Source organism: Magnetococcales bacterium (assembly GCA_015231755.1).
Classification (GTDB): Bacteria; Pseudomonadota; Magnetococcia; order Magnetococcales; family Magnetaquicoccaceae; genus Magnetaquiglobus.
Genome location: JADGAZ010000020.1, coordinates 1 through 13,086, shown reverse-complemented (window position 1 = coordinate 13,086; position 13,086 = coordinate 1). Strand labels below are relative to the sequence as shown.

Here is a 13,086-nt window from a genome sequence, read left to right as displayed (position 1 = left end):
CCGCGCCGTTGCAGGCGTCACACCCGCATGGGCATCAGAACGAACAAAGCGTTGCTGTGTTCCGGATCGTACACCAGCACCGGGGATTCATCGTCCTTGAAGGCGAACTGGGCGGTTTCGCCGGTCAGGGCGGTCAGGATTTCCCGGAGATAACGGGCATTGAAACCGATGGTCATGGGATCCGCACCCTCGAAGGAGACCGCCATTTCCTCTTCCGCCTCTTCTTGATCCGGATTGACCGAGACGATCCGCATGCGGTTGGACTCGATCAGCAGACGCACCCCGAGGGTTTTTTCGTGGGAAAGGGTGGAGATGCGTTTCACCACCTGATGGAACGCCTCCCGGGTGGTGGTCAGAAGGACCGTGTTGCCTGTGGGCACCACCCGTCGCCAATCGGGAAAGCGGCCCTGCACCACCTTGGAAACCAGGGTGATTCCAGGCTTGATCAACTGCACATGACCGGCACCCAGAATCAGTTCCGGATCGTTGTCATCTTCTTCCAGGAGTTTGCGGATCTCGAAGACGGTTTTTTTCGGCAGGATCACCTCCCGACTTTCCGGAACCGGGAACTCCAGGGACTGTTCCATCATGGCCATGCGGTGGGTATCGGTGGCCACCATGCGGATGCGACCCGGGGCTTGAGGATCCTCGGCGGCGGTCACCTGCACGAAAATGCCGTTGAGGACGTAACGGGTTTCGTCCGTGGACATGGCGAACTGGGTCTTTTCCAGCATGATGGCGAGCTGTTCCCGGGGAATGACCAGATGGAACTCCCCATCGGCTCCGGGAATGTTCGGAAACTGGGAGGCGGGCAGCGTGGCCAGGTCGAAGCGGGCCCGATCACAGGTCAGGAGCAGTCGTTCGCCCTCTTTGCGCAGACGGATGGCCCGGGCCGGCAACTCCTTGACCACGTCGAACAGCACCCGGGCGCCGACGGTCAAGGCGCCATCCACCACCCCTTCCACCGGGGTGACGGTCCGCACCGACACCTCCAGATCCGTGGCCGACACCGTAAGCAGGCCATCCACGACTTCCAACAGGGCATTGCCCAGAACCGGCATGGTGTTGCGCCGTTCCACCACGGTCTGAATGCGGGCCAGAACTTTCAGAAAAGGGTCACGGTCAATGAAGAATTCCATGTTTTCGATGCCTTGGTTGACGTTTTTTCGGGAATGGGAACATCCCGGTCACGGGGTTGTCACTTGCGCAGCATGGCCACCAGCGTGCTGATGGTCTGCTCCAGATCGGTATCCACCTGCTGCTGGGACGCGACTTTGTCCACGGCATACAGCACCGTGGTATGATTGCGACCGCCAAACTCGAAGGCGATATCCGGATAGGAGTATTTGGTCAACTGCTTGCACAAGAACATGGCCACCTGACGGGGATGGCTGTAGCGTCTGGCCCGCTTTTCGGAGCGGATATCCAGGGGGCGGATCTTGTAGTAGGCGGCCACGGTTTCGATGATTTTTTCCATGGAGACCAGTCTCGGCTCATTGCGCCGGACCGTGCCCCGCAGGGACTCCTTGACCAAAGACAAGGTGATGGGTTCTTTTTCCAGGGAGGCGAGCAGGAAAACCCGAATCAACGCCCCTTCCAGCTCCCGGACATTGGTCTGGATCGCCTCGGCCAGGAAAAAAGCCACATCGTCTTGCAGATCCATGCCTTCCTGGGCGGCCTTTTTTTTCAGGATGGCCATGCGGGTTTCCAGGTCCGGAGGGTGGATGTCCACCACCAGCCCCTGGGAAAAACGGGAACGCAAACGCTCTTCCAGGTGTTCGATCTCCCCGGGAAAGCTGTCCGAAGAGATAACGATCTGTTTGTTGGCCTCCTGGAGGGCGTTGAAGGTGTGGAAAAACTCCTCCTGGGTGGCTTTTTTGCCGGCGATGAACTGGATGTCGTCCACCAACAAGACATCGACGGAGCGGAAATTCTCCTTGAAATTGTGTACCTGCCTGAAACGCAAGGAATCCACGAGCTGGGTCATGAATTTTTCCGAGGTGATATAAAGCGTCTTACCATCCGGACGCGAACGGAGCAGGGCATTGCCGATGGCGTGGAGCAGATGGGTCTTGCCGAGTCCCACACCCCCTTGGATATAGAGGGGATTATAGGCGGTTGCCGGGGCATCCGCCACCCTTGCCGCAGCCGCGTGGGCGAATTGATTGCAGCTGCCCACCACGAAGCTCTCGAAGGTGTAGCGTCCATCCACGCCGGCGCGGGAGGGGGCCACGGGCCGGGGGGCGGGTTCGGCGGTGGGGGTGGGTTCCGGGGGATTGGGATCCACCGCGAACAGCGGCAACACGGCCCGTCCGGCGGCGGCGGACAGGGCCGACTCCAGCAAGGCGCCATAGTGATCCCGGACGTAATCGGCGGAAAAGTCGTTGCCGGCCAGGATTTCCACCCGTCCCCGTTCCTTTTCCCGACCGAGGCGCAGGGGCTTGATCCACATGTCGAACACCCGCGGTGCGACCTGTTCCTTGACCACGGCCAGGGCCGTTTGCCAGATTTCCATCATCTCCATCGCGTGCATCATGCGGGCCGGTCAGTCATCGATTGTGTCCACGGATCTTGGTTCATGCATGCGCCAGCATAACACGAACCCACCCCCAGACGCTACCGCCGTCCGGCGGGAATCATAAGGCTGAAGCCATTCAGATCAACAAAGCAGGTCAAAGGCAGCCTTGATAGCCGCTGGCAGAATGCATAACTTAAATTTTACAATTCAACCGAACTGATCACGCCCCGGAATCCGGAGTGGGCCTTTCTTTTTTGCGCGCCACGACGAACATCAGATCAAACAGGTTGAATGGCACCTCCCGGTCGAGGAAGGACCAGCGGTCCAGCAGGGACAGCAAACGCGAGTTCTGCTCCTTGCGCAGGTTGCAGCTCAGATACAGCATCATGCGCAAGGAGCGGTAGACTGCCGGATGGCTTACCTGAACGACTTCAAATCCGCACCGTTCCAGCAAGGCGGTCATGGTCTTTTTGGAAAAATAGTGGATGTGGTACGGAGGATGAATCAGGCGCCATTTGGCTCCTCTCAGGCGGGCATTCAAGCTGCCGATGTCGCCGGTGGTAAGAGCGAGCCATCCATTCGGCTGCAACACTTGGGCCGCTTTTTGGATGAACAGGTCTGGTCTGGCCAGGTGTTCGACGGTGTCCCACAGGCACAAGATGTCGTAGCGGGAGGTTTCCGGCATCTGCAAAAAATCCCCGCAGCGGACATCCAGATGAAACCGTTGAATGGCCATCTGAATCGCATGCGCGGAGATGTCCATTCCCGCCACCCTGGCAAACAGGGATTGGGCATCGGCCAGAAAAAAGCCATAGGCACATCCCACCTCAAAAAGTGAGCAACGCGTCGGATCGGGCAGGAGGGTTTTCAGATCCGCCAAGCGCTTCTGGAAGTTCTTTCTCAATCCGGCCTCTTCCCCCAGGTAGCTGGAGTAGATGTGGCCTTCAAAGTAGTCACGACCATACATGGCTGCCAGCTCCGCGTGGGAGAGGGTCAGATCCGTGGTGATGAAGCCACATTGGTGACAGTGCAGCAGGCCAGGCAATCTGCTCGCGCCGATTGTCCCGTGACAGACCAGACAAGGCAGGGGGGATGCTTCGGAGGTCGCGTGAGAAAGGTCAGGTCTCATCAAAGGAGGGATCCCGTCGTGGCTGAATGGAGTATCCATCCGGGAGCGATGGGGCCAAAGTCCGCAGGCCCCGGATTGCCGCCGGTGACTCAAAAGTCAGGGCCATTCAACCACAACCAAGAAACAGGAATAAAGGCTGGATGTACAAAAAAGATGGTCGACACACGCACAAATCCCAGCCAATCGCGATCAGCCACCACCCGCCAACCCGTTTGGCCGAATCACCCCCCCAGCACACCAAACACCGTGGCGATCAAGGTTTCCTGGGAAAAGGGCTTGAGCAGGGTGCCTTGCACCCCCATCAGGCTCACGGTTTTGAGCAGGCTGCTGCCGGAAAGATACTGGCCTCCCCCGCTGATGGCCACAATCGGCAAATCCGGATGCAGGCTGAGCACATGAAAAATCAGCTCCACCCCATCCATGTCGGGCATGAGAATGTCGGTAATCAGCAAATCCACCTGGGCGATCTGGAGCACCTCCAGTCCGGATTCGCCGCTGTGAGCGGTCAGCACGGCAAAGCCTTGATCCTGCAACATCCGGCTGTAAAGCCCCAACAGTTGGGCATCGTCTTCCACGCACAGAATCGTTTTCATCGTCCGGCTCCTCCCAAGGCAATATCGTCCCCCGGTCAACCCAACATCGGATTCTCGAAGGCCTTTCCATGAGGAAGATCAATCAATCCCCATGCCATGGAAGGGCGGATTGGAAGGTTTTTTTAATCTTGCAAAATCAGCATAATGGCCAACAATGGCATCGAAGGGTGGTTGATGTGGCCTGGGCGTGGCACACGGTGTTGCATCCGATGCAACAAACACGACACGCCATGAGACACGATGGCAGAAGTCGGACAACGGGGACAACGGGGACAGCGGGGACAGCGGGGACAGCGGGGACAATGGGTGGTAGGTTTTTTTTCAGGACGGGAGCGGCAGACGGCTCAACAATTTTTTGAGATCCTCGGTCAGGACCGGTTTGGGCAGGAACTCCAAAAATCCGCTGGCGAGCAACTCCTGGGGGGAACACGGGATCTGATAACCGGAGGTCAGCACCACCGGCAGATCCGGCGCGTAGCCTCTCAAGGCGCGCAACAACTGCTCGCCCGTGGCATCGGGCATGGTCTGGTCGGTGATCACCAGATCGAAACGTCCCGGATCCTTGCGTACCAGTTTCACCGCCTCGGTGGCGCTGCCGGCGATGGCGGTTTGACAACCCAGACTCTTCAAATGTTCGGCGAGAATGCGTACCAATTGGGGTTCATCGTCCACCACCAGCACCCGCAGGCCATCACTGCCCGGATGATCCGCGTCACGGTCTCCGGGATTGTGAACGTCGGCGGGTTGCTCCAGCGGCAGATAGATCCGGAAGGTGGTACCCAAACCGATTTTGCTTTCCACCAGCACCCGGCCCCGCATGGCCGTGACATGGCCATGCACCACCGACAGTCCCAGACCGGTCCCTTCCCCCACCCCCTTGGTGGTGAAAAACGGATCGAAAATGCGGGGCAGAATCTCCTGGGGAATGCCGGAACCGTTGTCCCGAATCCGGATCAGGGCATACTGCCCCACAGGGAACATCAACCCCTGATCGCAATCCGCCTCGATGCGCACCGCTTCGAGACTGACGGTCAACTCCCCCCCCTGACGGCGGGGCATGGCCTGGACAGCGTTGGTACACAGGTTCATGAGGATCTGATGAATCTGGGTGGGATTGCCCACCACGGCAAGATCCCCATCCGGCAACACGGTGATCAGCTTGACATTGGCGGGAATCACCGCCCGCATGAAGCGCATCGCCTCTTTCACCAGGGGAACCAAAGCGATGCTGCCCTCCTGAAGGTCGGTCTGACGGCTGAAAGCCAGCAGTTGCGCGATCAGATCCCGGGCCCGCAGGCTGGCGGTGAGCACCTCCTGCAAATCCCGGTACCGTTGATCCTCCAGGGTGAGTTTTTTCAGCACCAGCTCCGTATAACCGATGATCACCCCTAAAATATTGTTGAAATCATGGGCGATTCCCCCCGCCAGGGTGCCGATGGCCTCCATTTTCTGGGACTGGCGCAATTGGGACTCCAACTGGGCCTGATGGGTCACATCCCGGTAGACGGCCACATAATGTTGAATGACCCCATCCGGATCCTTCACCGGGGAGATGCTCGCCAACACTCTGAAGAGGCTGCCATCCTTCTTGCGGTTGTCGAAGTGTCCCTGCCAGGTTTTGCCGAGTTCCAGAGTCTCCCACATGTCATGGATGACCGTCTGGGGGGTTTGGTTGGAGCGCAGCAGGGTGACATTCCGGTTGATGACCTCTTCTTCCTCATAACCGGTGACTTTGAGAAAGGCGCGGTTCACATACTGGATGGTTCCCTGCCTGTCGCTGATCAGGACCATCTCTTCGACCTGCTCCACGGCGGCCATCAGCCGTTTGGCGTTCATGCTCTGACGCAACGAGCCGATCCCCAAAGAGACGTTGTTGGCCAGATCGAACAAAAAACCGATCTCATTTTCGTCGAAGGCGTCGGACTCGCTGGCGTAGATGTTGAGGGAACCGATGGTCTTCTGGTTCAAAAACAGTGGCAACGACAGACAGGAGGCAAACCCCCTGGCCAAAGCCTGTCGCCGCCAGGGCCGAAAGGCGGGATCTGCGAGAATGTTTCCCGCCAAAGCCGGACGACCGGTGCGGATGGCGTTTCCGACCGGTCCCCGTCCCCGTTCCGAATCATCGCTCCAGGTGAGCTTGAGGGTTTCCAGATAGCCCTGTTCATAGCCGAACTGGGCCACTGGCTGAACACTTTTTTCCGGATCATCCAGAGCCATCCCCACCCAGGCCAACCGGTATCCCGCCTGTTCCACCACCAATTGACACAACCGGGAGACAAACCGCTCTTCGTCCACCGCCTCCAGCAAGGCCTGACTGGCGATGCTCAACGCCTTGAGGGCGCGGTTCATACGCAGAAACTCTTTTTCTTTCCGTTTGCTGGCGGTGATGTCCTGGATGGTTCCCAACAGATGGGGGGAGGTTTCGTTTCCGCTCCCGGTCGCCCCTTCCGACCCGGAATCCCCGTACACGCACCGGGCCAGAACCGTCAACTCCTCCCCGTCTGCGCGCCGGATCCCAAACTCGCCGACCCCGGAGTCCCGACCCTTCAGCACCCCGTCGATGAACCCCCGGAACCGTTCCCGCTCCTCGGGATGGAGATAGACGATCCAATCCTCGAACTCCAGCTTCGGGGTAACCGGGGGTAGACCCAGAATGCGACACAAACCCTCCGAGACCTCCCAGGCGCTTTCGGTCAGGCGCCACATCCAGCTTCCCAGACGGGCGATGGCCTGAGCTTCGTTCAGGGAGAGCCGGCTTTGTCGCAGATGGGCCAGGGTCCGATGACGGGAAAAAATTTTCTGCACCCCTTCGGCGATGAGTTGCAGTTGTTGCACATCCCCTTGATCATAAGGAGCGCTCTTGTTCCCCACCCCCATGACCAGACTCACCAGCTCCCCTTCCACCACCGGCACACCCGCGTGACGCCTCAGCGCCTCCGGTCCCACCGGCAACCCTTTCCACTCCCCTGGCGCGACAAAAGCATTGTGAACCACCGGTTCCTTGCGTCGGACGCTGTCGGCCCAGACCCCCGCCTCATCCAGGGAAACCTGGGGATCATACCCGGTTCCCACCGGTTCCGGAGGGGTCGGATTCCAGGTCATCAACGTGACCCGCTGCTGGTCTTCGTGGACCCGGCACAAATATCCCATCCGGCTGTCGGTGAGTTGCACCGCGATTCCCAAAGCCCGGTCGCACAGCTCCATCTCTTCCAGGAGATGGGCCTCCTGCTGGAGTTCCAACAATTGGCGGATGCGCTCCTCGCCTTTGCGCAAGGAGGTGAGCATGCGGTACTCCTGGGTCACGTCCCGGAAAACCAGCACCACCCCGAACAGCATGCCCTGGGCATCTCGGACCGGAGAACCGCTGTCGGCGATGTGACGTTGGCTGCCATCCCGGGCGATCAACACCGTATGATTGGCCAGACCCACCACCTGACCGGTCTCGATGACGATTTGCGCCGGATTGGAAACCGCCTGCCGGGTCTGATGATTGACGATCCGGAACACCGTATCCAAAGGCTGTCCCCGGGCCTCATCCGTGGACCATCCGGTCAGCTCCACGGCCACCGGATTCATGCGCACGATCCGTCCGCCCCCATCGGTCACGATCACCCCGTCCCCGATGGCGTCCAGGGTGATGGACAGATTCTCCTCGGTCTCCTGGATCCGACGGATCACCCCTTCGCCGATACGGGTGAAAAACAGGCTGCTCAACAGAATCAGCAATCCGGAAACCCACGCGGTATGCCCGATGGCCTGATACATGGGCGTACGCAACTCCGCCATGTCCACCTTCACCACCAGTCCCATGTTCAACGCCGGAATCGCTTCGTAGGCGGCATGCACCTCCACCCCCCGGTAATCCGTGCCGATCACCACGCCGGATTGCCCCTGCAAAGCCAACCGCATGGGTTGAGCGATCTCGTGGTTCGACCAGGGGACCGGCTGGGGCAGTCGGGAATCCCCGTGGCGTTGACGGTACAAAAAAACGATCTCCTCCCCCCGACGCTGGGCGAAAACGATTTCGCCGCTTTTTCCCAACCCCTCGTACCACCCTTCGTGGGTGGCGGCGAGAAAACGGTTCAACCGGTCGCCAATTTCCGTTTCCGGGCGGTGGTCTTCCCGCTCCCATTGGCGAAAAGTCACCACCAGCCGCACCTGGCTTTTGGCCAAAGCGGACAGGCGTTCGCTTTCGCTGATGGTGGCGGCATCCTGCATGGTTTTCAGGCTCACCCCCGCCACCGCCACCGCCAGAGTGACCATGAGAATCATGAGCAGCCAGAAACGGGCGCGGGGGGTCGTGAACAACGTCATCGGACAACTCCTCGACTCGAATCACATCAAACCACACATCAACCCGGATTTCCCATGAGCCAGGAACAGACGCAAGCATGGATTGCCGCATTCACGGACGCTTGCGCTTGCATCAACCCCGCTGGTCCGCGATGCCCCATTGACGCATCTTGCGAAACAAGGTGCTGCGACTCATGCCCAACCGTTTCGCCGCCACCTCCCGACGCCAGTTGCACGCCACCAGGGCAGCGCGGATCACCGTCTGTTCCGACTCCGGGAGCTGACGGGTGGAAACCTTGGACGGCAAGGATTTCCCCACTCCGGAAACAGATCGCAACTCCCTGGGCAGATGTTCCGGGGCGATGGTCTCCCCCCGACACACCACAAAGGCATGCTCCACCGCGTGCTCCAACTCCCGTATGTTGCCCGGCCAAAGATGATCCATCAACGCGGTCATGGCCTCGGGAGAGACCCCCGAAATCTTCCGGTCGAAACGGGTGTTGAACTGAGCCACAAAATGGTTGACCAGCAAAGGAATGTCTTCGGTGCGGGCCCGCAGGGGAGGCACCTCGATCTCCACCACCTTCAGCCGATAGTACAGATCCTCCCGAAAGGTGCCCTCCGCCACCTTGCCCCACAGATCCTGATTGGTGGCCGCCACGATGCGCACATCCACGGGAATGGTACGGTTGTCCCCCACCCGTTCGATCTGCTTGTGCTGCAAAACCCGCAGCAGGCGCAACTGCATGGCCTGGGAGATGTCGCCGATTTCGTCCAGAAACAAGGTCCCCCCATCCGCCTCCTGAAAACGACCCACCCGATCCTTCAGCGCGCCGGTGAACGAACCCCGCACATGGCCGAACAGTTCACTTTCCAGCAACGTTTCCGACAGCGCCACACAGTTGACCTTGACCAAAGGCCGCTCCCGGCGTCGCCCCTGGGTGTGGATGGCCTCGGCCACCAACTCCTTGCCGGTGCCCGACTCCCCGAGGATCAACACCGTGGTTTCCAGGTCGGCGAGATTATCCACCAGTTGATAAATCTCCCGCATGGCCACGCTCCCCCCGATGAGCCGATGAAACCGACTCTGACGGGCCAAACGTTTTTCCAGCGTCACCAGAGGGGTTTCGTCGTGTACCGCCATCACCCCGCCCAGCAACTCCCCCTGACGGGTCCGCATCGGAGTGGCGGTCACGCTCACCACCTGTTCGATCCGCTGCTCCTGGCCGCAGACCAGACGCTTGAGCGTCACCCGCTGGCCCTGCTCCATGGCCTGACGCAAAACCGCCAAACACTGGCCACCACACCCTCTGGCCAGTTCCTTCAGGGGATGGCCCGCGTCCCTGGCATCAAACCCGCAAATCCCGCTGGCCGCCCGATTGGCCGCCACCAGATTCAACGCCGGATCCGCGGTGATCAAACCGTTGTCCACACTGTCGAACACCGCTTCCAGATGCAGATGCACTCTTTTTTTCTCGTCCTGCATCCCCTTGGCGTTGAGGGCAAGGGTCGCGCTGCGCAACAACGCCTCGGACAGCACCGGTTTGACCAGATAGTCGAAAGCTCCTTGACGCAACGCCTGCTGGGCGGTTTCCAGAGAGGGATAACCGGTCATCATGATGATAAAAGGTATAGATACAAAGGAATCGGTGTGTTGCAGGAGTTCCAGACCGGAATGACCCGGCAGGCGGATGTCGCAATAGACCAGATCGAAAGGGTGCCGCCCCAACAACTCCAACCCCTGGGGGAGATTGGAGGCCGTCTGCACCCGATGGCCCGCCTCTCCGAGGTGACGGGCCAACACCTGACGCACCCCGGATTCGTCCTCGATGATCAGGATCTCTCCGACTTGGCTCATGATTGCGGGTTATCCTCTGTGATTAAAACATGTGAATGCCCCGGAAAAAGGATAACAGCGGATATTTAATAATGCAATGGAGCGTTCTTTCATGGCGACCCACACCCCACCAGAGTGGTGACACCCTGGATCCGCAATCATCAAAATCCTGGAGCCGGATAGGGGGGATCGGTAGACAATCGGGAATCGATCACAGGTCGGCCCAGGGTGAAATGATACAGGCTTTGAAAACCCTCGGAACGCAATCCGATCAACTGGTGAAACCCGTCATCCAGAAAACAGCCGATCCCCGTACCCCGCTGACCGACGGCTTCCGCCTCCAGGTAGAGGGTCTGCCCCACCATGCCCGCTTCCCAATAAAGCTGCCGATAGATCCAGGGAGCGTTGGCAAGCTCCGGGGGAAAGGTGGTCAACATCCCCATCGTCAAGGCGCTGTCCGAAGCGATCTCCTGCCGACAGGAAATCCAATAGGCGCTTTCCTGAAAATCCCCGGCCCGCAACCGGAAAAACGGCAGATGCTCCGGAGCGCCCTCCACCCGGCTCCACAAAAAAGAGCCGTCCAGGGCGGCCCGCAACGCTTCGACCCGCTCCGGATCCCGGACCAACACATACAAGCCCGCCTCCACCCCCGGCACCCGATGAATCACCACCACCGGAAACACCCGGGGCGACCAGGGGAGCGCATCCCAGGGGGCCTGATCCGAACGGGGCAGGGTGGCATCCAGCAGGCGCCACAGATCCTCCCGATCCAGTGTGGCCCCGGGGTCGAACTGCTGGGCGCTGCGCCGCTGACGGATCAACGTGGCCGCCCCCACCCTGTCGCCCCGAATCGCCGCCAACCGGGGCAAGGGGGCCGCAAGCGACGCCCGGGACTCCACCTGCCAGGGCTGACGGGTGGTTTCCGCCATCTCATCCACCAAGGGCCATTCCATGCCGTGGCGCCGACTCAACCGATTGGCCCGACCCATCCACGGTCCCTGCCCGGCCAGTTCCACCAGGGAGGCCACCTTGGGACTCATCGCCACCCAAGGCTCCCCCATGGGCGCGATCTGAAGCAGCAGATCCGCATGCTCCGGCTCGGCGTCGTTCACGCCGAAACGCACCCCCCCACTCTCGACACCCAACAGACGGGCCACATCCCGGGTCGCCGGAGCGGTCAACAGCCGCGCCTGCCACCCCAGCGCCGCCGCCGCGTACCGCAACGCCGCCACCCCATGGCCGATGTCCAGTTGGCAGTAACGATAGGCCCGATCCCCGTATTTCCACGCCTCCCGCCAATGGATCGAAGTCAGGCCGATCAAAAACTGTCCCGCCGGAAAAAGCCGGTTCCACGCCGGCGCCTCTCCCGGATCCATTCCCCGCCGCTGCTCCAGGAGATGATCCCGGCTCACATAGTGATACACCCCCCCATCCAGCCCCGGACCCGCTCCGTTGGCCGGCAGCGCGGGCACCACCAGATAGCCTTCCGTGGGATGCAGATTGCCGCTGGAAGGATTGCAGCGCAACGCCCAGCGGGAATCCCCGTGGACCTTCCAGGCCGACAACCCCAACGACAACTCCAACAACGCCGCCACGGATTCCAGATTCAAGGGGACTGCGGCGTCACCCTCCCCCGCCGGTGGTCGATACAGATCCTCGAAGGCCACGGTCAACCGGTCGGCGACCAGGGGCAAACGGACCTGGGGCGCTCCTGCGTAGGTGCGGAAAGGATCCGGCTGATTGGCCCAGTCCAGATGGCCCGGACCCGGGGCGAAACGTTGGGGGTGATGTTTGCTGTGTTCGTGATAGGCCAAGACCCGGCGACCCATGGACTCGGTGGCGCTCATGCCCAGGTCACTCCCGTGCCACCCAATCCGCAATAGCCACGGGGATTTTTGGCCAGATATTGTTGATGGTAGGCTTCGGCGTAAAAAAATTCCGGTGCCGGGAGAATTTCGGTGACGATCGGCCCCAAACCGGCCTGGGTCAGGCGGGATTGATAGTGATCACGGGAGGCCAGAGCCTTGTGAAGCTGGGATTCGGAGTGGGTGTAGATCCCGGAACGATACTGGGGACCGACATCGTTGCCCTGGCGCATCCATTGGGTGGGGTCGTGCCCTTGCCAAAAAAGCGTCAGCAACCGGTCATAATCGAGGCGCTGCGGATCGAACACCACCCGCACCACCTCGTTGTGCCCGGTCAGGCCGGTGCAGACCTGCCGATAGTCCGGGTTGGGCAGATGGCCTCCCGCGTAACCGACAGCCGTGACATGAACGCCGGGCTGTTTCCAGAACAGACGCTCCGCGCCCCAGAAACAGCCCAGACCGAACAGGGCCAGTTCACACGCTTCCGGGAACGGGGGCAACAAGGGGGTATGGAGGACGAAATGGGGCGTTGGTTCAAGCATGCTCGACTCCAAGCGCGTGGCAGGCGGTCGGATTTTTCCGCATCCATTCGGAAAATCAGACCAAAAAAAAACCCGCACTCGTGAAGAGCCGGGTTTTCTTGGTTGCGGGAGAAGGATTTGAACCTCCGGCCTTCGGGTTATGAGCCCGACGAGCTACCTGACTGCTCCATCCCGCGACATGGGAGTCCTTCGGTAAAAATCGGTCCCAGGTTTTGGCCTCACCCGGAGTGAATCCGGGGAGGCCGAAGCCTGGGACCATCATAAAAAACTTCCTGGCAGTGTCCTACTTTCCCGCGTCTTGAGACGAAG

The 13,086-nt window shown here is 60.3% G+C and carries 8 protein-coding genes and 1 tRNA gene; all 9 read right to left on the bottom strand.

Translation table 11 applies throughout. The annotated features are described in order from the left end of the window. Window positions 1-17: 17 nt before the first annotated feature. The 9 genes from dnaN to HQL98_12935 all read right to left on the bottom strand — a co-directional run bounded on the left by dnaN (window position 18) and on the right by HQL98_12935 (window position 12,953). Window positions 18-1,139: a DNA polymerase III subunit beta gene (dnaN, locus tag HQL98_12975; protein MBF0272958.1), complete on the bottom strand. Its 1,122-nt coding sequence runs from the start codon at window positions 1,137-1,139 to the stop codon at window positions 18-20. A 59-nt stretch (window positions 1,140-1,198) separates the two neighbouring features. Further along, on the bottom strand, window positions 1,199-2,518 hold the full coding sequence (gene dnaA / locus HQL98_12970) for a chromosomal replication initiator protein DnaA (protein MBF0272957.1): 1,320 nt from the start codon (window positions 2,516-2,518) through the stop codon (window positions 1,199-1,201). A 220-nt stretch (window positions 2,519-2,738) separates the two neighbouring features. Further along, entirely contained in the window at window positions 2,739-3,647 is a 909-nt protein-coding gene (locus HQL98_12965) for a class I SAM-dependent methyltransferase (protein MBF0272956.1), read from the bottom strand. Between the two features lie 221 nt (window positions 3,648-3,868). Then, window positions 3,869-4,240, bottom strand: coding sequence for a response regulator (locus tag HQL98_12960; protein ID MBF0272955.1), 372 nt, complete (start codon window positions 4,238-4,240; stop codon window positions 3,869-3,871). Window positions 4,241-4,561: 321 nt separating this feature from the next. Next, entirely contained in the window at window positions 4,562-8,554 is a 3,993-nt protein-coding gene (locus HQL98_12955) for a PAS domain S-box protein (protein ID MBF0272954.1), read from the bottom strand. 112 nt (window positions 8,555-8,666) lie between these two features. After that, window positions 8,667-10,391: a sigma 54-interacting transcriptional regulator gene (locus tag HQL98_12950; protein MBF0272953.1), complete on the bottom strand. Its 1,725-nt coding sequence runs from the start codon at window positions 10,389-10,391 to the stop codon at window positions 8,667-8,669. Window positions 10,392-10,531: 140 nt separating this feature from the next. Then, entirely contained in the window at window positions 10,532-12,217 is a 1,686-nt protein-coding gene (locus HQL98_12945) for a nitroreductase family protein (protein ID MBF0272952.1), read from the bottom strand. Next, entirely contained in the window at window positions 12,214-12,777 is a 564-nt protein-coding gene (msrA, locus tag HQL98_12940) for a peptide-methionine (S)-S-oxide reductase MsrA (protein MBF0272951.1), read from the bottom strand. The genes HQL98_12945 and msrA overlap by 4 nt, the downstream gene beginning before the upstream one ends. Before the next feature lie 99 nt (window positions 12,778-12,876). Further along, a tRNA-Met gene (locus tag HQL98_12935) sits at window positions 12,877-12,953 on the bottom strand. Between the last annotated feature and the right edge of the window lie 133 nt (window positions 12,954-13,086).